Raw genomic sequence first — 21,685 nt, forward strand, 5'->3', positions numbered from 1 at the left:
TCAGGAGGCGCGCATGTCGCGCAGGAGAAGTCTCGGTACGAAGAAGAAGATCGCGCTGCTCGTCAGTGCCGCGGCGGTGGCGGGCGGCGGGGCCTTCGCGCTGGCCACCACGTCCAACGCCGCGCAGCCCGCGCACGACGCCAAAACGCTGTCCGCCGGGGGCTCGAACGTCTGCCAGGGGCTGGCCACGGCCCACGGCAACAACGACCGGTTCATCGCGGACCAGAAGGCTCATCCGGACGCGCAGTCGGCAGCCCGGATCGCCAACCGCGAGGCGGTCATCAAGCAGATCGAGGTCCAGCAGAAGGCCGCCGGATGCACCGTTGGGGAGTCGGCTCAGGACTCCCAGGCGGGGCAGGGCGCCAACGGCACCGGACAGCAGCAGGGCGCGGGACAGCAACAGGGCGCCGGTCAGCAGGCGGGGCAGCAGAGCGCACAGCCCTCGCAGTCCGCCGCCGGCGACGCCAACGCCGGTGGTGCCAGTGCCGGCGACGCCAACGCCGCCGGTGCCGCGGCGGGCTCGGGCCAGCAGGTCTGCAAGGGCTCCACGGTCACGCTCTCCGGCGAGGGCGGCGCCCCTGCCGCGTCCAGCGGCCAGTTCCCGGCCGGGACGACCCTGAAGGTCACCAACCTGGACAACAACAAGTCCACGACGGTGAAGGTCACCTCGGTCTCCGGCAGCTGCGTCCTGCTCAACAACGCGGCCTTCGAACAGGTCCGGGAACCCGGCAAGTTCCTCATCCGCCACGCGGTCATCGAGAAGGTGGGGTGAGGCTCAGGGACCGGTCAGAAACGCGGTGAGACGGCGGGCCAGGTCATCGGGTGCCGCCTGGGGCAGCGCGTGGTGGGACACGTCCGGCAGGACGGCGGTCTCCACGTGCGGCAACAGGGCGCGGGCCCGGCTCGCCACCTCACCGGGGTCATGGGTCCTGCTGTTCGCGGCCACGAGCAGCAGGACCGGCACCTCCAGGGCCCGCAGCGCGTCGGGCGCCGGACGCGGGTCGGTGACCGGCTTCGCGGCCGGGAAGCCCGCCCCCGCCTCCTGGAGGGCGAGCCAGTCCGGGTCGAGGGGCACTCCCCCGGTCTCCCATTCCATGAACGCGCGGACCCGGCGGGGCGTGGGCCGCAGCAGCATCGGCAGGGCGTGGAGCAGGTACGCCGCCTTGTACCCGGCGAAGCACTGGGTCGGGTCCAGGAGGAACAGGCGGCGCACCCGGCCGGGCGTGCGCAGGGTGTGGTGCAGGGCGATCCAGCCGCCGTACGAGTGGCCGCCCAGGTCGGCCGAGCCGGTGCCGAGGCCGTCCATGACGGCGTCCAGCCACGCCGTCAGGTCGGCGACCGTGCGGGGGTGGCGGTCGCCGGCCCGGCCGCTCAGGCCCGGGGCGCCGGCCACATCGACCGCGTAGACCCTGCGCACCCGGCCCAGCTCCGCGACCTGGGCGTACCAGGAGACGGAGGTGGCCGCACCGCCGCCCGGCAGCAGGAGCAGCGGGGGTGCGTCACGCGGGCCGCAGGCATGGACGCGGGTGTCACCGAAGGGGGTGGCGACCGTCAGCGCCGCCCGCTCGGCGGGCCACTTCGCCAGGACCTTGTCGTACGCACCCCGAAAGGCCTCCCAGTCGTATCCGGCCACCCCGCACCGCCCCCTATTATCTCGTTCGGCAAGATACTCGCTCAACGAGATGATAGCCCTGGAGGCCCGCGTGCAACCCGACCCGGACATGGAGATCGTGCACCTCCTGCGTGCCGTCGCCGTCGAACTCGGCCTGCACAGCGCCCGGTTCGCGAGCGGCAACGACATGCACGCGACGGACGTACGCGCCCTGATCGCACTCATGGACGCGCGGCGGGCGGGCGAGGAGACGACCGCCGGGCGGCTCGGAGCCGCGCTGGGGCTCAACTCGGCGGGAACGACCGCGCTGCTCGACCGGCTGGAGCGGGCGGGTCATGTGCGGCGGGTGCGCGGGAGGACCGACCGGCGCAAGGTCGTCGTGGAGGTGACGGAAGAGGCCGTGGAACTCGGGCAGTCCTTCTTCGGGCCGCTGATCGAGCGCTCGCTGGAGCTGCTGCGCGGCTACGACGACCAACAGCGGGCCGCCATCCGGGAGTTCCTCGACGGGGTGCGCAGAGCGGCGGCGCAGGACGCGCATACCTCACCCGCCGACGCCTCACAACGTGAGCCGGGACACAAAACCGCCAGGTAACACGGGGTTCACATACGGGCAACGGCCGGGAAATCGCCCGTTGACAGGCTGCCCGGCAGATCGAGCGGCGCACCGGTGCCGCAGCGCCGCAGCACCCGCGACGACGAGTGCGCCCGACCTACCCCTGAGGATGTGGCCCCCGTGACCTTCAAGGCCGAGTACATCTGGATCGACGGCACCGCGCCGACGGCCAAGCTCCGTTCCAAGACGAAGATCATCACGGGTACCCCGGCCGACCTGGAGGCACTGCCGATCTGGGGCTTCGACGGCTCCTCCACCAACCAGGCCGAGGGCCACTCCTCGGACCGCGTGCTCAAGCCGGTCTTCACCTGCCCCGACCCGATCCGCGGCGGCGACGACATCCTCGTCCTGTGCGAGGTCCTCGACATCGACATGACCCCGCACGCGTCCAACACGCGGGCCGCGCTGGCCGAGGTCGCCGAGCGGTTCGCCGCGCAGGAGCCGATCTTCGGCATCGAGCAGGAGTACACCTTCTTCGACGGCTCCCGCCCGCTGGGCTTCCCCGAAGGCGGCTTCCCGGCCCCGCAGGGCGGCTACTACTGCGGTGTCGGCGCCGACGAGATCTTCGGCCGTGAGATCGTCGAGGCCCACCTCGACAACTGCCTGAAGGCGGGCCTGGGCCTGTCCGGCATCAACGCCGAGGTCATGCCCGGCCAGTGGGAGTTCCAGGTCGGTCCGCTGTCCCCGCTGGAGGTCTCCGACCAGCTGTGGGTGGCCCGCTGGCTGCTGTACCGCACCGCCGAGGACTTCGGCGTCTCCGCCACCCTGGACCCCAAGCCGGTCAAGGGCGACTGGAACGGCGCGGGCGCGCACACCAACTTCTCCACCAAGGCCATGCGCGAGGGCTACGACGCGATCATCACCGCGTGCGAGTCGCTCGGTGAGGGCTCCAAGCCGCTGGACCACGTCAAGAACTACGGCGCCGGCATCGACGAGCGCCTGACGGGCCTGCACGAGACCGCTCCGTGGGACGAGTACTCCTACGGCGTCTCCGACCGCGGCGCCTCGGTCCGCATCCCGTGGCAGGTCGAGAAGGACGGCAAGGGCTACATCGAGGACCGCCGCCCGAACGCCAACGTCGACCCGTACGTGGTGACCCGCCTGCTCGTGGACACCTGCTGCTCCGCGCTGGAGAAGGCCGGCCAGGTCTGATCCGCCCGGTCTCCGAAGGGGTCGCCCGCCGTCACGGCGGGCGACCCCTTCCGCCTATCGTGCGTCCCATGGAGACCGACTGGGGGCAGCTCTCGCACGCGTACGGTCCGGCCGACGACATCCCCGGCCTGCTGCGGGAGATGGAGTCCGAGGACGCGGACGTACGCGCGGAGGCCGCGCACGAGCTGTTCTCCGCGCTGTGCCACCAAGGGGACATATACGACGCCTCGGCCGCCGCCGTCCCCCACCTCGCGCGGCTCGCCCTGCACGGCCCCGGCCACCGGCCGGAGCTGCTCCGGCTGATCGCCGGCATCGCGGACGGAGACGGCAGGCCCGCCGAACGGGCCGCCGCGCGGCGGGCCGTGGCCGAGGCCCTGCCGGCCCTGCTGCCCTTCGCGCACGACACCGACGCGGAGCTCCGCGACGCCATGGTGCTGCTGGTCACGGCACTCGGCCACCCGTACGCACTGCCGCTGCTCCCGCTGCTGCGGGCCCGGCTCGCCGAGGAGCCCGACCCCGGGGTGCGCGGCCGGGTGGTGACCGCGCTCGCGCTGCTGGAGGCGGGCGACGGCGGCTGGCGGCACGGCCTGCTGGCCGACCCGGAGCCCCGGGTGCGGCTCGCCGCCGCCGAGGACCTGCTGCGCACCGCCGGACTGCCGCTGCCCGGCGAGCTCGTGGACGTATGCGCCCGGGCGTACGCGGCCGACCCGCACGAGCGCGAGGACGTCTCCTGGCCGCACCCCTACCGACCGTTCACCGACCGGCTGCTGGAGGATGACCCGGACGCGGCCCTGCGCGCCCTCGCCCGGGGCGTGCCGCTCGCCCACGACGTCAACGAGCGCTGGCGGGACCGCGAGGCGCAGACACTGCCCTGGGCGCTGGCGGAACTCGACGGCGCGCCCTGGGAGTTGTACCGGCTGGCCCGGACGGCCTGCGCGCTGCCGGCGGAGGCCCACCCGCGCGTGCGGGAGCGGGTGCTGCCGTACCGGGGTTCGGACGACCCGGCCGTGCGGGCCGCGGCGCTCACCGTGCTGGCCCGCGCCGGTTCGGCCGAGGCCGTGCCGGAGGTGGTACGGCTGGTCGAGGAGGCACCCGGCCTGGACGGCACCGTGCGTGCCGTCACCGCGGTGACGGACGTGTTCGGAGCGGGGGCGCTGCCCGTGGCGCGGGCGGTGGCCGGGCGGCTCGACGCGGCCCCTGCGCAGCTGGTCGCGGTGCTGGCGCGGTACCCCGAGGTGGCCGTGGAGGTCGTGGCCCACCTCGCCACGCTGGTGCGTGAACGCACCGACGGCCACGGCGGTGCGGTCGCCGTGCTCGGCTCGCTGGGCCCGTCCGCCGGTGCGGTCGGCGCCCAGGCGCTGCGGGCGGCGGCGACCGGGGACGCCGGCTTCCCGGTGCCGACGGCCGCCGCGCTGGCGTACCACCGGGTGACCGGCGATCCGGAACCCGCGCTCGCTCTCCTCGGTGCGCAGCTCGCGGAAGAGCCCCCGGAAGGGCTCGCGCAGGCCGGTGAACTGGGACCGCGGGCCGCACCGTTGCTGCCGCTGGTCGAGCCGTGGCTCGCGCAGCGGCACACGGTCAGCAGGCGGGGCCGGGCGGCGCTCACCGTGTGGCAGATCACGGGCCGGACCGAGGACACGGTGGAGCCGCTCGCCCGGTGGCTGGTCGCCGACGACTTCTGGCCCCCTGTCGAGACACCCGCCCTGCCCGCGCTCACCGCGATCGGCCTGCTGCCCCGGTTCGCCGTGGACCGGCTGCGCAAGGTCGCCGAGTCGGCCCGCCGCGCCGCCCACGACCTGTTCGTGACGGGCGGCCCGCACCCGGACTACGTCCTGCGGTCCGCCGTGCGCGAGCTGCTGGCGACGGCGCGCGTGCTCGACTGAGGCGGTCATGTCCGCATGCCGAGACGTCATTTCGGACGCGTGAACCACCCGCAACGCCCTGATCAGGGCGTTGTGCGCGCTCCCTCGACCCACGCAGCGTCAACTTCACGCCAAGGAAGCGTCCAAGCAGTGAGAGGAGGGTCCTGCCCCGGGCCGGTGTCTGCTTCAATGGGCCCATGGCCAGCTTCCAGAAGACCACCGCGACGGGTCGCCATGACCTTGAGCCCTTCTGGCCTTCCCGTCAGCACCACGACTTCGACCGGGTGTGTTGCCGCGTGCTGAACGCGCGGGCCCTCTAAAGCCGTAACCCCCGGCCTTCGGCCAGCGCGGAACGACGTACGTCCCCCGGCGCGCCCGACCACGAATCGCGGCCGTCGCACCCACCGACGAACCTCTCGCGCGAAAGAGCTGACCTCTCATGGCGACCACTCGTTCCCTTTCCTCCGCCTCCACCCTCACCGCCCCCGCCCGGCACCGGCTGCGCGCCGTCGACCGGGACGAGGTGGTCGACGTCGCGGACTTCCTGCCGCCGGGCGCCACCTGGCTGCCCGCGCCGCAGCACACCCTGCCCGCCCTGCCCGGCCAGCCGCCGATGGTCGGCTACCTGGTGCTGGTCCCGGCCGACCAGCGGCCGCCGTTCCTGCCGGTCGCGGTGCCGGAGCAGCTGCATGAGGAGGCGTCGGCCGAGTCCACGGACACCGAGCCGGCGGTGCGGATCGACCCCGTGCAGCGCACCGCCAGCGTCGACGGCCGTGAACTCGACCTCACCTACCTGGAGTTCGAGCTGCTGGCCCATCTGGTGGCCCATCCGCACCGGGTGCACACCCGCGACCAGCTGGTCACCACGGTGTGGGGCTACGGCCATGTCGGGGACGGCCGCACCGTCGACGTGCACATCGCCCGGCTGCGCCGCAAGCTGGGCGCCGAGCACCGCCAGTCGATCCAGACGGTGCGCCGGGTCGGCTACAAGTACACGCCGCCGACCGCCCGCTGACCCGGCCGCCGCTCTGCCCTCGGCAGAGTCCCGTACCGCCGCGCGCCCGGAGCGGGCATGATCACCGGTATGAGACTTCTGGTGCTGGGCGGTACGGAGTTCGTCGGACGGGCCGTCGCCCAGGCCGCGCTGGGGCGGGGCTGGGAGGTGACCGTCTTCCACCGGGGACGCCACCAGCCCCCGCCCGGCGTACGGTCGTTGCACGGCGACCGCACCGCCCCGGACGGCCTGGCCGCGCTCGCCGCCGACCCGGGCACCTGGGACGCCGTGGTCGACACCTGGTCGGCCGGGCCCCGTGCGGTGCTCGCGGCGGCACGGCTGCTGCGGGGCCGTGCCGCGCGGTACGCGTACGTCTCCAGCCGGTCGGTGTACGCCTGGCCCTGGCCTTCGCTGGGCGGGGACGCCGAGCTCGGGCCGCTGGTCGAGGGTGCCCTCGCCGACGCGGAGCAGACCGCGTACCCCCAGGACAAGCGGGGCGGCGAGCTGGCCGTCCTGGAGACGTTCGGCGGGCAGGACTCGCTGCTGGTGCGGGCCGGGCTGATCCTCGGCCCGCACGAGAACGTCGGCCGGCTGCCGTGGTGGCTGACCCGGATCGCCCGGGGCGGCCCGGTACTGGCCCCGGGGCCGCGTGAGCTGCCGGTGCAGTTCATCGACGCCCGGGACCTGGCCGGCTGGCTGCTCGGCGCGGTGGAACAGTCGCTGAACGGGCCGTACGACCTGGTCGGCCCGCCGGGACACAGCACCATGGGCGAGCTGCTCGACCTCTGTGTCCAGGTCACCGGCGCGGACGCCGAACTGCGCTGGACCGACCCGGCGGTGATCCTGGCCGCCGGGATCGAGCCGTGGACCGGGCTGCCGGTGTGGGCGCCGCCGGACAGTGAGCTGTACGCCTGCGTCCACCGCACCGACGTGTCCCGAGCACTGGCCACCGGGCTGGTGTGCCGGCCGGCCGCGGAGACCGTCGCGGACACCTGGCGGTGGCTGACGGAGATCGGCGGCGTGGCCCCCATGCGGCCGGACCGGACGGTCAACGGTGTCGATCCGGAGGCGGAGGCGAGGGTGCTGGCCGGGGCGGGGGGTGTACCTGGCACCACTACCGAAGAGGGGGCCCCGGGCGAGTGATCTCCGCGCGGCCGTGGCCGAGACTGGCGTCATGACGACAGACACGAAGAGAGACGGCCTGCGCACCCGCGCCCGGGACGCGGCGCTCGCCGCCGTACGGGGATTCGTCCTGGCCGTGGCCATGCTGCCCGTGGCGGTGCTGTGCTTCACGCTGACCGCCGTCTCCCTCGTGCTCATCCCGGTCGGCATCGGCCTCGTCACGACCCCCTGGGTCCTCGGCGCGCTGCGGGAGTACACGAGCACCCGGCGCAGGCTCGCGTACGAGTGGTGCGGGATACGGATACCGGCGGCACACCGGCCGCCGCCCGAGCACGCCGGCCCCTGGACGCTCACCCTCGCGCTGCTCCGGGACCCCCAGGTCCGGCGGGACATGCTGTGGCTGCCGGTGGACATGACCGCGGGCTTCGTCACCGCGCTGCTCCCGGCCCTGCTGGTGTTCTACCCGCTCGAAGGGTTCGCGGTGGCGGCCGGGATGTGGCGCGTGGAGGACGGGCCGTACTGGTACCTCTTCGTACCGGTCGGCGGCCCCCTGACCGCGCTGGCCGCCGCCGTGCTGGCCGCCGCGCTCCTGGTCGTCGCCCTGCGGTACACCCCCCGGCTGCTGACCATGCACGTCCGGCTCACCCGGTCCGTACTCGGCGGCGACGCCGAACTCGCCGAACGGATCCGGGTGCTGACCGAGACCCGGCAGGACGCCGTGGACACCTCCGCCGCCGAACTGCGGCGCATCGAGCGGGACCTGCACGACGGTGCGCAGGCCCGGCTCGTCGCCATGGGCATGGATCTCGGCACCATCGAGATGCTGGTGGAGCACGACCCGGCGCAGGCGAAGCGGCTGCTCGCCCAGGCCCGCCGAAACTCCGCCGAGGCCCTGGAGGAGCTGCGCGACCTGGTGCGCGGCATCCATCCGCCGGTCCTCGCGGAACGCGGACTGGGCGACGCCGTACGGGCGTTGGCGCTGCGGCTGCCGGTGCCCACGGAGGTGAGCGTGGAACTGCCGGGCCGGGCGGACGCCCCCGTGGAGTCGGCGGCCTACTTCGCGGTCAGCGAGGTGCTCACCAACGCCGTCAAGCATTCCGGTGCCGAACGGGTCCGGGTGGGCCTGCGCCACACCGGCGGCCGGCTGCGGATCACGGTCACCGACAACGGCACGGGCGGCGCGGCGCTCGGCGCCGGGTCGGGTCTCGCCGGGGTCGAGCGCCGGCTCGCCGCGTTCGACGGCGTCCTGGCCGTCAGCAGCCCCGCCGGCGGCCCCACCCTGGTGACCGTGGAGATCCCGTGCGCGTTGTCCTAGCCGAAGACCTCTTCCTGCTGCGCGACGGGCTGGTCCGGATGCTCCAGGCCTTCGGCTTCGAGATCGCCGCCGCCGTCGAGTCCGGTCCCGAACTGGCCAAGGCCCTGGCCGAGCTGGAGCCGGACGTCGCCGTGGTCGACGTACGGCTGCCGCCCACGCACACCGACGAGGGCCTGCAGTGCGCGCTCGCGGCCCGCCGGGCCCGGCCGGGGCTGCCGGTGCTGGTGCTCTCCCAGCACGTGGAGCAGCTGTACGCGCGCGAGCTGCTCGCCGACGGAACCGGCGGGGTCGGCTATCTGCTGAAGGACCGGGTGTTCGACGCCGGGCAGTTCATCGACGCGGTACGACGGGTGGCGGCGGGCGGTACGGCGATGGACCCGCAGGTGATCCAGCAGCTCCTGTCCCGGCGGGCTTCCGGCGACCAGCCGCTCGGCCGGCTCACCCCACGCGAGCTGGAGGTGCTGGAGCTGATGGCGCAGGGCCGGTCGAACGCGGGCATCGCGGCGCAGCTCGTGGTGACGGAACGGGCCATCGCCAAGCACACCTCCAACATCTTCGGCAAACTGGGACTTGAGGTGTCGGACGACGACAACCGGCGCGTACTGGCGGTGCTCGCCTTTCTGGACCGGGACCGCTGACCTGCCAACTTCCCTGGTGCGCGAGGAATTTGTGAGACCGGTGAACACCTCTGGGACGGCATCCGTATGGAAGGACGCCGCTTCACTCCTGTCGGGCGCCCCGATGCTGCCCCGCAAGGAAGTCAGAGGAGTTCCATGGGACGCAACACACGAAAACGCCGTACGCCGCTGGCCAACAAGGCCATAGCCGCATCGGCGGCCCTAGCGCTCGGTGGGGGCGGGCTGATCTGGGCGAATTTCTACGCCTCGGCGCACGAGCCGGGCAACCAGATGTGGGGAGGCAACCAGACGAAGGCCGCGACGGCGCAGGTCGCGACGGTCTCCTGCCCGGACGTCCAGCAGAAGCTGACGAACGTGCCCTGGCGGGCCCGCCAGGGGGTGGCGACGGAGCTGGGGAACCTCGACCGGCAGATCACCGAGGCCTACAACCGGCTCGCCTCCACCCGGGACGCGCAGGCCAAGGATCCGAGCTTCGTACAGAACGCGATCGTCGGCCCCCTCAAGGAGAAGCGGGCGGCGACGATCAACCGGATCCGGATCGACATCCAGCGCGTCGGCGGTTCCTTCGACAACTCGCTCACGCAGCTCGCCGCCTGTACGACGCAGACCGCCAACCAGACCACCGCTGGGGGGAACACCGGTGGCCAGCAGCAGAACGGCGGACAGCAGCAGCAGAACGGCGGACAGCAGCAACAGAACGGCGGCCAGCAGCAGGGCAACAACGGCCAGCAGGGCAACGCCGGGCAGAACATCGGCGGGCAGGCCGGCAACGGCCCGGTCGCGGCCGACTTCGTCGACATCACCAAGGTCGCGCCGAACGTCCAGGGCAAGCCGCGTCAGCAGGGCAACGCCTCGACCGGCACGTTCACCACGCGCTGCGGTGTCAACGCCAACAAGAACCACAACACCGACAACGTGATCGTGGCGCCCGGCGTGACCAACGGCGCGCACCACCTGCACGACTACGTCGGCAACCAGAAGGTCAACGCCTTCTCCAGCAACCAGACGTTCCTGCAGGGCGGCACCAGCTGCCAGAACAGGAACGACCTGTCGGCGTACTACTGGCCGGTGGTCCGGGTCCAGGACGGCAGCCAGGACTTCGACCAGAACGCCGACGGCGGCGGCAAGGAAGGCAACGTCGGCAAGATCCTGACCCCGGTGCAGGCCCAGATCAAGTACGTGGGCAGCCCGGCGAGCAAGGTCGTCCCGATGCCGCAGTTCCTGCGCATCATCACCGGTGACGCCAAGACCACGACCAACGGTCTGGCGAACGCCAACGCGCACTGGAGCTGCACCGGCTTCGAGAACAAGGTCCAGCTGACGCAGCAGTACCCGATCTGTCCGCAGGGCAGCAAGGTGGTGCGGACGTTCGCCTTCCAGAGCTGCTGGGACGGGCAGAACATCGACAGCGCCAACCACCGTACGCACGTGGCCTTCGCGGACCCGGCGAGCGGGGTGTGCCCGAACGGCTTCAAGGCGATCCCGCAGCTGACGATGCGGCTGGTGTACAACATCAACCCGCCGACCGTCCAGAACGGCCAGGTGAAGAACGCCTACGCGGTGGACGGCTTCCCGGAGCAGCTGCACAAGCCGGCCACCGACCACGACGACTTCATCAGCGTCACGACCGGCGGCCTCGCCAACAAGATCGCCAACTGCATCAACAACGGCCAGAACTGCGCATGACCTTCTGACCGGGCCACGAACGAGGCCGGTGACGGACCCCCCTCCCGTCACCGGCCTTTCCCGTGTCCGCGCCCCGCGGGACGCCCCGGAGGGCCGGGGCGTCAGCCGTGGTGCGCGTGGTGGTCGGTGCCGATCTCCACGTCCCCGCCGAGCGTGCCGCGCAACGCCTTGACCACCCCGTCGTCGCCGACGGCGACCCACTTGCGGCCGACGAGGTAGTAGCCGCCGTAGTCCTTCGCATCGTTGATCCACTCGCGCTGGCCGCGGTCGGTGGCGAAGGTGGCGAGGATGAACCTGCCGTCGCCGTTCCTGCAGATGGCCTGGCGGATCTCGTCGGCGTCGGTCTGCATGTCCGGCTTGCACTTCACCTCGGCGGCCAGGCTCTCCAGGCTGCCGGTCGCCGTGGGCGGGACCGCCTTGGCGTCCCCGCCCGAGCCGCAGCCCGCCAGCGCGAGTACGGCCGCCGCACACAGCACCGCGCGTGTCACCCTCATCTGTTCCTCCGGTCCCGGTCGGCCAAGCATGCCTCAGCTCCTTCGGATACGGCTGCGGGCCGCCGGGCGCTCAATCCGGAGCCGGACGGACCCGGTCATCCCCGGAAGGGTGAATCACCCATCCGGGGGTGACCAACCTGCGGTTCGTTCGTTCTCCCGGACGTGCAGTCACAGGATGTAGCCCAGCGTCACGCACCCCTCTCCGCCGAGGACACCGGCCCCGTCGGCCTCGAACAGGCCGAGGCCGCGCTCGTCGAGCACTACCCCCGGCTGGTCCGGATCGCCTACCTGGTGCTGCCACCGGGCCTCGGCCGCAGCCGCCGGGTGCTGACCGCACACGCCCTCGCCCAGCGCTCCCTGCCCCGGGGCCGCGCGCAGCAGTGCGCGATCCCGGCGCAGACCCCGGGCCGCGAGGGAGACCTGGGATACGCCTTCCTGCGGGAGCGCGTCCTGCGGGCGGCCCTGGAGGCGGCCCGCCCCCGCACGGGCCTGCCCCGGCTCTCCCAGCTGCCGCCGCTGCTGCCCCAGGTGTGGGGCCTGAAGCTGTTCCCGCGCTCGGGCGGCGCCGATGAACTGGCCCTGGACCAGCGGCTGTCCGCCCTGTCCGGCCCGGCCCGCGCCGCCTATGTGCTGCGCGGCCTGGAGGAGCTGTCCGACGCCGACATCCGTACGGTCCTCGCGGCCGCCGGGGTGGACGACGTGGGCGGCGCGCTGGCCGACGCGAACGGCCTGCCGACCCAGCCCGCGCTGCTGTCCTCCCCCGAGTTCGACCCCTGTCTGCTCCAGGCCCGGCCCACCGATCTGGTGCGCCGCCGCCAGCACACCAAGGCCGCGCTCGCGGCCGCCGCGGCGCTCGCGGTGTGCGGGGCGCTGGTCGCCCTGCCCGGCGGCGGCTGGGGCCCGGACGGCGCCGCCGCACCCGCCTACGCCGGCAATCCGGCCGCCGAGGCCGCCCTCGACCCCGGCCGGCTGATCCGGGTCTCCCCCATCACCTGGGAGTCCGCCGCCCGTACCGACTTCTCGGTGTGGCCCGCGCGCGGCACGCTCACCGGCGACACGGCCCTGCTGCGCCGCGCCCTCGCCGTCTGGGCCCGCCCCGGCGACACCGTCCATGTCTCGGCGACCCCCGGCACCGACACCGGCGGCCCGGCCGGCCCGCCCCAGCTGCTGTACGCGGGCCAGCTGGACAACGCCCGCGTGGTGATGCTGTACGACGGTCTGCGCATCGCCCGGTACGCCGAGCCGGTCGACGGCACCCAGGGCGCGGCCCTCGACCTCGCCCGTGCCGACGGCGCGACCGGCGCCGAGGCGAACGCGCTGGTGCTGGGCCGCTCGGACGGCAATGTCCAGTATCTGACCGCCCCCTGGGTGAAGAAGGCGGCCTCGCGGGACCTGATGAAGCCGGAGGCGGCCGCGACCCCGCTGACGATCAGCGACGGCGTCACCGCCCCGCTGGCCAGCCCCGCGCTGCGTCCCGGCAACTGCACCTCGTGGCCGGTGCTGCAGCTGACCGACGCCACCGGCTCCCGGCTCAGCACCGACCTGGGCGAGTTGGTACCGGCGCACCTCACCGCCGGCCGGCCCGGTGCGGCCGGCGAGGCGTCCGGGGCGGCCGGGCTGCGGGCCTGGGCGCCGTACGCCTGCTCGCTGTCGCTGGAGCGCTCCGCCGGGGTGCGCAGCGTCAACGCCTGGACGTTCGCCGGTCAGCCGCTGCCCGACGGCAGCGGGGCGGCCGACTGGGTGTGCACCCGGGCCGAGACCTGGCGCGGTGACGGTACGGGGGCGTTCGCCCAGTTCCACCCACCGGGCGGACGGGTCGGGGCGGTGGTGGCCAAGGGGACGGACGCCCGGTCCTGCGGGCCGCGTGATCCCCATGTGCTGGCCGGGGTGCTGTGGAAGTCGGCGGCGGGGCACTGGTATCTGCTGGCGGCGGGCGACAAGGACACGGCGACGATCCGGGCCGGGGGCGGGGTCACCGCCGCCGGGCAGGGCCGGTTCCTGGTGGCCCGGGCCAGGCAGGGGGCACGCGCCGAGCTCAAGGGCACGCTGGTGGACGGGACGGAGGTCAGCGGGCTGAAGTAGGACGCTTTGCTGACGCCAGCGTAAACAAGGTCTGCCAGAGGGGTTCTCAGCACCCCTACCGGTCAGTACATTGACGCCATGTCCAATACGCAGGCCCGGGTGCCGCTCAAGGCACGCAAGGTGTCCTTCTCCTGGGACGGCACGCCGTTGCACTGGGTGCCGGGGGATCCGCTCACCACGCACACCATCAACGTGCTCCACCTGCTGCTGCCCGCCGGTGAGCGGTGGTTCGTGCACGTGTACAAGCAGGTGCTGCCGTACATCCGGGACGACCGGCTCCGCGAGGACGTCATCGGGTTCATCGGCCAGGAGGCGATGCACTCCCAGGCCCATGACGAGGTGCTGCCCCACCTGCGGGAGCAGGGGCTCGATCCGACGCCGTACACCGCGCAGGTCGACTGGTTCTTCGAGAAGCTGCTCGGCGACCGGACGCTGCCGCCGGGCAGGGCCCGCCGCTGGTGGCTGATGGAGCGGGTCGCGCTCATCGCGGCCATCGAGCACTACACGGCGTTCCTCGGCAACTGGGTGCTCAACGCCGGCGAACTGGACCGGCGCGGTGCCGATCCGACCATGCTGGACCTGCTGCGCTGGCACGGCGCGGAGGAGGTGGAGCACCGCTCGGTCGCCTTCGAGCTGTTCCTGCACGTCGACGGCAGCTACCGGCGGCGCGTAAGGACCTGGGCCACCGCCTTCTCGGCGCTGGTGTTCCTGTGGCAGCGCGGGGCGCGGTTCTTCATGGAGAACGACCCGACCCTCGTCGACGGCAAGGCCTCCTTCAAGGAGTTCCACGTCCGCGGCAGGCGGGGCCTGCTGCCCTCGACCGGGGACATGCTCCGGTCCGTCCCCCGCTATCTCAGCCGCGGATACCACCCCTCGCAGGAGGGCGACACCGAACAGGCCGTCGCCTACCTGGCCTCCTCGCCGGCGGCCATGGCGGCGGAGAAGAGGGCCGCCTGATGCCGAGGCCGCGCAACCTCGCGCTCGTCGCGGGCGCCGCCCTGCTGGCCCGGCGGGCCCTGCGCCGCCGTATCCAGGTCTCACCGCTGTGGCCGATGCCCGCGCTGGAGGTGCCCACCTCGGGCCGGCCGCGGTCGCGGGCCCTGCGGCTGCTGGTCGCCTCGCACGAGACGGTGGCCGACGGTGTCGTCCGACTCCGCCTGGAGGGGCGGGACCTGCCGCGCTGGCAACCCGGGGCGCATCTCGACCTCGTCCTGCCGTCGGGACGCATCCGGCAGTACTCGCTGTGCGGCGACCCCGAGGACACCTCCTCGTACACCATCGCGACCCGGCTGGTCGAGCACGGCCGGGGCGGCTCGCGCGAGGTCCACGAGCAGGTGACGGAGGGCATGGAACTGGAGGTGCGGGGACCTCGGAACCGTTTTCCGCTGATCGAGGCGGAGTCGTACGTCTTCGTCGCCGGCGGTATCGGCATCACCCCGATCCTGCCCATGCTGCGGGCCCTGCCGGAGAACGCCGAGTGGCGGCTGCTGTACGCGGGGCACGCCAGGGCGTCGATGCCGTTCCTGGAGGAGGTCGAGAAGCTGGGCCGAGACCGGGTGACCATCGTGGAGGGGAGGCCGGACCTCGACGCCCTGGAGGTGCGCGAGGGGGCCGCCCTCTACTGCTGCGGGCCCGAGGGGCTCATGGCGGCCGTCGCGGCACGCTTCCCGGACGTCCGCCTCGAACGGTTCGCGCCCCCCGCGGTGTCCGGCGGCAACGCGGAGTTCGAGGTCGAACTCAGGCGCACCGGAAGGACGTTGACCGTCCCCGCCGGCTCCACCGTGCTGCAGGCCGTGCGCAGGGAGCTGCCGGACACCGCCTACTCCTGCGAGCAGGGGTTCTGCGGGACCTGCCAGCAGCGGGTGCTCGAGGGCGAGATCGATCACCGGGACGAGCTGCTGACGGACGACGAACGGGCCGACTCGATGCTGATCTGTGTGTCCCGGTCCAGGGGCGATCGTTTGGTGCTAGACATGTGATCATCTCCGGTCGTGGTCCGATCGGTATGGTGTCCGCATGACTATCGGGGTTCGCCGCAGGATGGGCGTCGAGGAGCGGCGGCAGCAGCTGATCGGTGTCGCCCTCGACCTGTTCAGCCGACGCTCGCCCGACGAGGTCTCCATCGACGAGATAGCGTCGGCCGCGGGCATCTCCCGCCCGCTGGTGTACCACTACTTCCCCGGCAAACTCAGCCTGTACGAGGCCGCCTTGAAGCGTGCCGCGGAGGATCTCGCGGGCCGCTTCGCCGAGCCGCAGGAAGGGCCGCTCGGCGCCCGGCTGCTGCGCGTGATGCGCCGCTTCTTCGACTTCGTGGACGAGCACGGGCCCGGTTTCTCGGCGCTGATGCGCGGCGGTCCGGCGGTCGGCTCCTCGGCGACGAACGCGCTCATCGACTCCGTGCGGCATGCCGCCTACGCACACATGCTTGCGCACCTGGGCGTCACCGAGGCACCGGCACGACTGGAACTGGTCATCCGCTCCTGGATCTCACTCGCCGAGTCGACGGCCCTGATCTGGCTGGAGGGCCGGCGTGTCCCGCGCGCCGAGCTGGAGATCCAGCTCGTGCACGACTTCGCCGCGCTGACCGCCGTGAGCGCGGCCCACGACGAGGACATGGCGACCCTGCTGAAGAAGATGGTCAAGGACGAGCCGGCCGACGGCCCCTTCGCGGAGCTCGTCGGCCGGCTCGGCACCCTCGGTTGACGCGAGCGCTAGCGCGCCGCCCGGGTGAACACCGCCACCGTCCGTGCGGGGACGGTGAACGTGCCCGTGCCGGCCGCGTAGGCGGAGGTCTTCACCACCGGGTCGGCGCCGGCGGCCTGCACCGGGTGCAGCCGGTAGGGGGTGCCGGCGAGGCTGCCGACCGTCTGCTCCTGCTGCCGCGGGGTGGCGTTGAAGACGACGACCAGATCGCCGAGCTCCATGGTGATGACACCCGGCGTCTCGTCCCTGCCGGACAGCGGGAAGGACAGCTCGTCCTGCACCTGAGCGGCCGTGCCGAGCGAGAACGCCTTCTCCGTCGTACGGATTCTCAGCAGGTCCTGGTAGGCGGCGGAGGCCCCGGTGATCTGGTCGCAGCCCACCTTGACCGTGCTCAGCAGCGGCCGGGCGTAGTCCCACTTGGACTGGTTGTCGGCCGCCATGGGCAGTCCGCGCCCGAAGCCGTTGCCGTCGGCGCAGTTCCAGTGGATGGCGTTGAACCAGTCCCCGCTGTCGAAGGAGTTGCGGTCCAGCGACTTCGAGCGCAGCAGGTCGGTGCCCGCCTGGGACAGGGACGGCCCCTGGGAGAGGCCGGCCGTGGCCATCGCCAGGACCTGCATCCGGGCCCGGTCGGACGCGGAGGTGTCCTTCGGGAGCTTGTAGGCCAGCGCGTCGAACAGCGACTCGTTGTCGTGCGCGTCCACATAGGCGAGGGCGTCGCCGGGCGCGTCGGCGTATCCGGCGGGCGAGCCGCCGTAGTCGATCTCCGCTCCCGTGACCTGCCTGCCGTCCGTGTCCGTGAAGTGGTACTTGGCGAGGTTGCCGGTCAGGCCGACCTTGATGAGGTCCTGGTAGTGCAGGAGGCGCGCCTTCTGCTCCTCCTGCGAGCCGTTGGCCGAGGAGGAGTTGGGGTCGGTGTACAGCCCGGACGCGAAGCCCTGGACGCCGGGGTCGGAGTCGAAGGGGCTGCCGCCGCGCACGGCGTCACGGGCGCGGTCGGAGAAGGTGGCGATGCCGGTGCCGGCCATGTTCCGCTGCGTGGCCTGCACGAACCGGGCGTCGTTGGCGACCTCCCCGAAGTTCCAGCCCTCGCCGTACAGGATGATCTTCTTGCCGTCGACGCCGTCCTTCTTCAGGGTCAGCGCGTCCAGGGCCTTCCTGACCGCCAGGATGTTGGCCTTCGGGTGGTGGCCCATGAGGTCGAAGCGGAACCCGTCGACCTTGTACTCCTTGGCCCAGGTGACGATCGAGTCCACCACCAGCTTGCCCATCATCGCGTTCTCGGGTGCGGTGTTGGAGCAGCAGGTGCTGTTGGCCACCGAGCCGTCGGCGAGGAGCCGCTGGTAGTAGCCGGGCACGATCCGGTCGAGCACGCTGGTGTCCGCCTGGCCGCTGGCCGCCGTGTGGTTGTAGACGACGTCCATGACGACCCGCAGGCCGTCCCCGTTCAGCCCCTGGACCATCCTGCGGAACTCGACCGTACGGGCGGTGCCGTCCGGGTCGGTGGCGTACGAGCCCTCCGGGACCGTGTAGTGGTACGGGTCGTAGCCCCAGTTGTAGGCGTCCTTCGCGGCCGTCTTCGCCACGCACTCCTGCTGCCGGCCGGAGTCGGCGGGATAGGAGGCGAGGTCGCAGCCGGGGCTCCGCTGGTCGGCCTTCCTCTCGGGGACGGTGGCGAAGTCGAAGGCGGGCAGCAGGTGGACGTACGACGTCCCGGACCTCGCCAGCGCGCGCAGGTGCCTGGAGCCGTCGCTGTCCCTGTCGGTGAAGGCCAGGTAGGTGCCCGGGTGCTTCGAGGTGTGGTCCTCGACGGAGAAGTCCCGGATGTGCAGCTCCTGGATCTGCGCGTCCTTCAGCGGTACGGCCCTGGGCTTGCGCAGGGCGGACCAGCCGCTCGGGGCGAGGGCCTTGTCGTCCAGGTCGACGACGAGGCTGCGCCCGGAGTCGGCGGTGAGGGCGACCGAGTAGGGGTCGGTCACCTTGTTCGTCACCATCTTGCGGACGCTGGGCGCCCAGACCTTCACGACGTACCGGTACGGCTTGCCCTTCCAGGACGCCGGGCCGGTGACGGACCAGACGCCGGTCGTGTCGTCGCGGTGCATGGCGTGGGTGGAGCCGTCCAGCTCCAGTGACACGCTCTGCGCGGTCGGCGCCCACACGGAGAGCGTCGGCTTGCCGTCGTGGAAGACCGGTCCGAGCGCGGCCTTGGTGGCGCCGGGGTAGAGGTCGTCCAGCGCGCCCGCGACCTGCACGCCGGTCGCGGCCAGGACGGCACCATTGGCAGCCCGCTGCGAGGCCACCAGCTGGCCCTTGAGGGCCTCGCCCACCCGGTCCCGGTCACGCGGGTCGACGGACCAGGCGGTGTAGTCCTTCAGGTGCGGGAACCTCGCCTTCTGCGCGTCGGTCAGCGTGGTCTTCTCCAGCCGGATCCAGCGCTCGTCGTCGCTGGTCAGCGCCCCGTCCTTGACAGCGATCGAGCCGTCCGCGGAGTACAGCAGCTGGGTGGAGGCGGCGCCGTCCACGCCGTTCCAGGCGACCGTGTCCCGGTCGATCCAGATCGCCTTGGAGGTGCTCAGGTCGAGGGCGGCGGCGCTGCCCGCCGGCTGCGGGAGCAGGTACTTCTCCTGGCCGTTCAACTGCCACACCTCGTAACCGTCGGTCTTGAGGTCCAGGGACTGGTCGGCCGGGAGATCCTTGTCGTCGCCCTTGTGGATGATGTAGCTGAGGCTGGTGGCACCCGCGGTGAGCGGCACCTCGAAGACCGCGCCATAGGCATCAGTCTTCACCGGCTTCAGCGGGTTCGACCAGTCGGTGGGGTGCGCGGCACCCGTCCAGACGTGCAGGCCCCAGCCGTCGTAGTCGCCGTCGGCCCGGTGGTAGTGGATGACCGCCTTGGTCTTGTCCTGCGCGGGATAGTCGGGCTTCTGGGTCAGTACGTCCGTCTTCCCCTGCTCGACCCAGACCTCACCCGTCTTGGTGACGTCGATGCTCCGGTCGGCGGAGACGTCCTTGTTCCCGTTCTTGTCGATGACCAGGAATCCGACGTGGGAGGCGCCGGGCTTGAGCTTGACCCAGGCGAAGGCGCCGTACGCGTCACGGCCGGTGAAGGGGTGGCTGGCGGGCCAGTTGGTGGCCTCGCCGTCGGCGATGTCACCCCAGGCGTACAGGCCCCAGTTGGCGTAGTCGCCGTCGGTGCGCTTGTAGTGGACGACCGCGTAGTCCCGGGAGGAGGCGGTGGGGGTCCCGGGCGCGGGCGGGGTGCCGGAGGTGCTGCTCGCCGTGGCGCTCGCGGTGTGCCCGGCCGAGTCGACCACGACGGCCTTGTAGCGCAGCGTGGTGCCGGCGGGGATGCCCTTGCCGAGGGTCTGGGTGACCTTGTACGGGGCGTGGTCGGCGGAGCCGAGGACCTGCCACTTGGCGTCGCCGACCTGGGCGGCGAAGACGACCCGGTTCAGCCGGCCGCCGTCGACACCGGCGCCGACGTCCACCGTGCCGGTGGCTCCGGCGGCCGGGGCGTTCAGGGTGATGGAGGGTGGCGCGGCGGGCTCGGCGAGGGTGCCGGCCGCCTTGTAGACGACGGCGGACTCGGCCGGCACGGTGACGGTGACCTTGCGGTCGCCGTCGGACTTCACCGAGCCGGAGGCGCCGTAGACGCCCCGGTAGGCCATGCCGGCGGAACCGGTCGCGAAAGTCGCCGTCTGCGCCGAGTCGGCGTTGTTGAGGGCGACGACGTACTCCTGGCCGGTCTTCGCGTCCGTGCGGGTGAAGGCGTAGATCCCGGCGCCGTCGGCAGCGTACCGCTCGGTCTGGACGCCGTCGGTCAGGGCCGGGTTGGCCGCGCGGAGTCCGGCGAGCGCGGCGATCTGCCGGTACAGGGGCGCCGAGGTGTCGTAGGAGTCGCGGGCGTGGGTGCGGTCGGTGCCGATCTCGTCGTCCGCGAGGTAGTCGGGGACCTTGGAGGCGAACATGGTCTGGCGGGCGTCCTTGTCGCCGCCGGAGCCGGTGAAGCCCTGCTCGTCGCCGTAGTAGACGACCGGGTTGCCGCGGCTGAGGAACATCAGCTCGTTGGCCAGCTCGTCCTTCTTGAGGATCTCGGCGTCGGTGGCCTTCGGGTTGTCCTGCTTCAGGAAGTACCCGATGCGGCCCATGTCGTGGTTGCCGAGGAAGGTGACCTGCTCGTAGGCGTTGGCCCGGCCGGTCGTGTACTTGTAGTCGTCCGCGAAGACGCCCGCGAGCTTGTGCGCGCTGCCGCCCTGGGAGGCGTAGGCGCGGGCGGCGTCCTGGAAGGGGAAGTCGAGGGTGGCGTCGAGGCGGCCCTGGGTGACGTAGGGGGACGTGATGTTCGTGTCGGCGGAGTAGACCTCGCCGAACATGAAGAAGTCCTTCCGCCCGTGGGCCGCCGCGCAACGGTCGAGCGCGGTCGCCCACTGGGTCCAGAACGGCAGGTCGACGTGTTTGACGGTGTCGATCCGGAAGCCGTCGACGGCGAAGTCCTTCACCCACCGCTCGTAGATCCTCTCCATGCCGTGCACGACCTCGGGACGCTCGGTCCACAGGTCGTCCAGGCCCGAGAAGTCACCGTAGGTCGTGGACTCGCCGGCGTACGTGGAGTCGCCCCGGTTGTGGTACATCGTCGGGTCGTTGAGCCAGGCGGGGACCTTGGCCTGGCTCGTGACCCGCGGGGTGTACGGGAAGGAGGCACGGGAGACGGCCGGGAACCTCTTGCCGCCGTCCGCGTAGTCGGCGTCGTCGAAGGGCCGGCCGTCCCTGGTCAGGTAGGGGAAGGCGCCTTTGGAGAGGTAGTCGGAGGACTTCTCCTCGTAGTCCACGACGTCGGCGGTGTGGTTGGCGATGACGTCGAAGAAGACCTTCATGTGCTTGGCGTGCGCCGCGGAGATGAGGGTCTTGAGGTCCTCGTTGGTGCCGAAGTGCGGGTCGACCTGGGTGAAGTCGGTGATCCAGTAACCGTGGTAGCCGGCGGAGGCGTTGCTGCCCGTGCCCTGCACCGGACGGTTCTTGAAGAGGGGGGCCATCCATAGGGCGGTGGTGCCGAGCCCCTTGATGTAGTCCAGCCTCCTGGTCAGGCCCTTGAGATCGCCGCCCTGGTAGAAGCCCTTGTCGGTGGGGTCGTACCCGGTGGTGAGGCGTGAGCCGGTGAGTCCGCCCCGGTCGTTGGACCTGTCCCCGTTGGCGAAACGGTCCGGCATGACGAAGTAGAACTGCTCGTGGGTGTCGCCGTGCCGCGCGGGCTGGGCGGCGAGTGCCGCGTCCGAGGGGGGCGCGGGCGGGGTGGCGGCGTGGGCGGCCAGTGGCTGGATCAGTGCGGCGGCGAGGGCCACGGCGGCGATGGCCGCGGCCCGTCTCGCTCTCGGTATCACAGGCGGTAACTCCTAGCGCATGCGGCTCATTTGGATG

At 72.2% G+C, this 21,685-nt stretch carries 16 protein-coding genes; 13 read left to right on the forward strand and 3 right to left on the reverse strand.

Annotation, left to right across the window (positions count from 1 at the left end):
• Positions 1 to 13: 13 nt before the first annotated feature.
• A complete protein-coding gene (locus tag ABT171_RS18025; protein WP_351244778.1) occupies positions 14 to 772 on the forward strand; it encodes an SCO2207 family protein in 759 nt (252 codons plus the stop codon).
• Between the two features lie 3 nt (positions 773 to 775).
• On the opposite strand, the gene ABT171_RS18030 is transcribed toward ABT171_RS18025, so the two are convergent.
• Positions 776 to 1,633 carry an alpha/beta fold hydrolase gene (locus ABT171_RS18030; protein ID WP_351244779.1) on the reverse strand — a complete coding sequence of 286 codons (858 nt, stop codon included), beginning with the start codon at positions 1,631 to 1,633 and terminating at the stop codon, positions 776 to 778.
• 88 nt (positions 1,634 to 1,721) lie between these two features.
• Here ABT171_RS18030 and ABT171_RS18035 point away from each other — a divergent pair, with 88 nt between their 5' ends.
• The 8 genes from ABT171_RS18035 (at position 1,722) to ABT171_RS18070 (ending at position 10,994) form a co-directional block, all read left to right on the forward strand.
• Positions 1,722 to 2,204, forward strand: coding sequence for a MarR family transcriptional regulator (locus tag ABT171_RS18035; RefSeq protein ID WP_351245162.1), 483 nt, complete (start codon positions 1,722 to 1,724; stop codon positions 2,202 to 2,204).
• A 141-nt stretch (positions 2,205 to 2,345) separates the two neighbouring features.
• Positions 2,346 to 3,377 carry a glutamine synthetase gene (gene glnII, locus ABT171_RS18040; RefSeq protein ID WP_351244781.1) on the forward strand — a complete coding sequence of 344 codons (1,032 nt, stop codon included), beginning with the start codon at positions 2,346 to 2,348 and terminating at the stop codon, positions 3,375 to 3,377.
• A 68-nt stretch (positions 3,378 to 3,445) separates the two neighbouring features.
• Positions 3,446 to 5,260, forward strand: a complete 1,815-nt coding sequence (locus ABT171_RS18045) for a hypothetical protein (protein ID WP_351244783.1) — start codon at positions 3,446 to 3,448, stop codon at positions 5,258 to 5,260.
• Positions 5,261 to 5,678: 418 nt separating this feature from the next.
• Complete coding sequence (locus tag ABT171_RS18050; protein ID WP_351244785.1) at positions 5,679 to 6,254, forward strand: winged helix-turn-helix domain-containing protein; 576 nt, start codon at positions 5,679 to 5,681, stop codon at positions 6,252 to 6,254.
• A gap of 69 nt (positions 6,255 to 6,323) precedes the next feature.
• Positions 6,324 to 7,376 carry an NAD-dependent epimerase/dehydratase family protein gene (locus tag ABT171_RS18055; protein WP_351244787.1) on the forward strand — a complete coding sequence of 351 codons (1,053 nt, stop codon included), beginning with the start codon at positions 6,324 to 6,326 and terminating at the stop codon, positions 7,374 to 7,376.
• A gap of 31 nt (positions 7,377 to 7,407) precedes the next feature.
• Entirely contained in the window at positions 7,408 to 8,670 is a 1,263-nt protein-coding gene (locus ABT171_RS18060) for a sensor histidine kinase (protein WP_351244789.1), read from the forward strand.
• The gene (locus tag ABT171_RS18065; RefSeq protein WP_351244791.1) at positions 8,655 to 9,308 is read left to right on the forward strand and encodes a LuxR C-terminal-related transcriptional regulator; all 654 of its coding nucleotides are present in this window, start codon (positions 8,655 to 8,657) and stop codon (positions 9,306 to 9,308) included. The genes ABT171_RS18060 and ABT171_RS18065 overlap by 16 nt, the downstream gene beginning before the upstream one ends.
• A gap of 135 nt (positions 9,309 to 9,443) precedes the next feature.
• Positions 9,444 to 10,994 carry a DUF1996 domain-containing protein gene (locus tag ABT171_RS18070; RefSeq protein WP_351244793.1) on the forward strand — a complete coding sequence of 517 codons (1,551 nt, stop codon included), beginning with the start codon at positions 9,444 to 9,446 and terminating at the stop codon, positions 10,992 to 10,994.
• A 101-nt stretch (positions 10,995 to 11,095) separates the two neighbouring features.
• Here ABT171_RS18070 and ABT171_RS18075 read toward each other — a convergent pair whose 3' ends face one another.
• Positions 11,096 to 11,488: a hypothetical protein gene (locus ABT171_RS18075; protein ID WP_351244795.1), complete on the reverse strand. Its 393-nt coding sequence runs from the start codon at positions 11,486 to 11,488 to the stop codon at positions 11,096 to 11,098.
• 162 nt (positions 11,489 to 11,650) lie between these two features.
• Between ABT171_RS18075 and ABT171_RS18080 the strand changes: the two genes are divergently transcribed.
• The 4 genes from ABT171_RS18080 to ABT171_RS18095 all read left to right on the forward strand — a co-directional run bounded on the left by ABT171_RS18080 (position 11,651) and on the right by ABT171_RS18095 (position 16,273).
• Entirely contained in the window at positions 11,651 to 13,570 is a 1,920-nt protein-coding gene (locus tag ABT171_RS18080) for a hypothetical protein (protein WP_351244797.1), read from the forward strand.
• Between the two features lie 78 nt (positions 13,571 to 13,648).
• The gene (locus ABT171_RS18085) at positions 13,649 to 14,527 is read left to right on the forward strand and encodes a metal-dependent hydrolase (protein ID WP_351244799.1); all 879 of its coding nucleotides are present in this window, start codon (positions 13,649 to 13,651) and stop codon (positions 14,525 to 14,527) included.
• On the forward strand, positions 14,527 to 15,549 hold the full coding sequence (locus tag ABT171_RS18090) for a PDR/VanB family oxidoreductase (RefSeq protein WP_351244801.1): 1,023 nt from the start codon (positions 14,527 to 14,529) through the stop codon (positions 15,547 to 15,549). The genes ABT171_RS18085 and ABT171_RS18090 overlap by 1 nt, the downstream gene beginning before the upstream one ends.
• Before the next feature lie 37 nt (positions 15,550 to 15,586).
• Positions 15,587 to 16,273: a TetR/AcrR family transcriptional regulator gene (locus ABT171_RS18095; RefSeq protein ID WP_351244803.1), complete on the forward strand. Its 687-nt coding sequence runs from the start codon at positions 15,587 to 15,589 to the stop codon at positions 16,271 to 16,273.
• A gap of 8 nt (positions 16,274 to 16,281) precedes the next feature.
• Here the strand turns inward: ABT171_RS18095 and pulA are convergent, their stop codons facing one another.
• Entirely contained in the window at positions 16,282 to 21,648 is a 5,367-nt protein-coding gene (gene pulA / locus ABT171_RS18100) for a pullulanase-type alpha-1,6-glucosidase (RefSeq protein WP_351244805.1), read from the reverse strand.
• Positions 21,649 to 21,685: the final 37 nt, after the last annotated feature.

The sequence above is a fragment of the Streptomyces sp. NPDC001851 genome (genome assembly GCF_040297165.1).
Taxonomy (GTDB): domain Bacteria; phylum Actinomycetota; class Actinomycetes; order Streptomycetales; family Streptomycetaceae; genus Streptomyces.

What these genes read in the sequence shown, in the direction of transcription:
- ABT171_RS18025 (WP_351244778.1), top strand. Translation starts at nt 14, where the DNA reads ATGTCGCGCAGGAGAAGTCTCGGTACGAAGAAGAAGATCGCGCTGCTC.
- ABT171_RS18035 (WP_351245162.1), top strand. Translation starts at nt 1,722, where the DNA reads ATGGAGATCGTGCACCTCCTGCGTGCCGTCGCCGTCGAACTCGGCCTG.
- ABT171_RS18045 (WP_351244783.1), top strand. Translation starts at nt 3,446, where the DNA reads ATGGAGACCGACTGGGGGCAGCTCTCGCACGCGTACGGTCCGGCCGAC.
- ABT171_RS18050 (WP_351244785.1), top strand. Translation starts at nt 5,679, where the DNA reads ATGGCGACCACTCGTTCCCTTTCCTCCGCCTCCACCCTCACCGCCCCC.
- ABT171_RS18055 (WP_351244787.1), top strand. Translation starts at nt 6,324, where the DNA reads ATGAGACTTCTGGTGCTGGGCGGTACGGAGTTCGTCGGACGGGCCGTC.
- ABT171_RS18060 (WP_351244789.1), top strand. Translation starts at nt 7,408, where the DNA reads ATGACGACAGACACGAAGAGAGACGGCCTGCGCACCCGCGCCCGGGAC.
- ABT171_RS18070 (WP_351244793.1), top strand. Translation starts at nt 9,444, where the DNA reads ATGGGACGCAACACACGAAAACGCCGTACGCCGCTGGCCAACAAGGCC.
- ABT171_RS18075 (WP_351244795.1), bottom strand. Translation starts at nt 11,488, where the DNA reads ATGAGGGTGACACGCGCGGTGCTGTGTGCGGCGGCCGTACTCGCGCTG.
- ABT171_RS18085 (WP_351244799.1), top strand. Translation starts at nt 13,649, where the DNA reads ATGTCCAATACGCAGGCCCGGGTGCCGCTCAAGGCACGCAAGGTGTCC.
- ABT171_RS18090 (WP_351244801.1), top strand. Translation starts at nt 14,527, where the DNA reads ATGCCGAGGCCGCGCAACCTCGCGCTCGTCGCGGGCGCCGCCCTGCTG.
- ABT171_RS18095 (WP_351244803.1), top strand. Translation starts at nt 15,587, where the DNA reads ATGACTATCGGGGTTCGCCGCAGGATGGGCGTCGAGGAGCGGCGGCAG.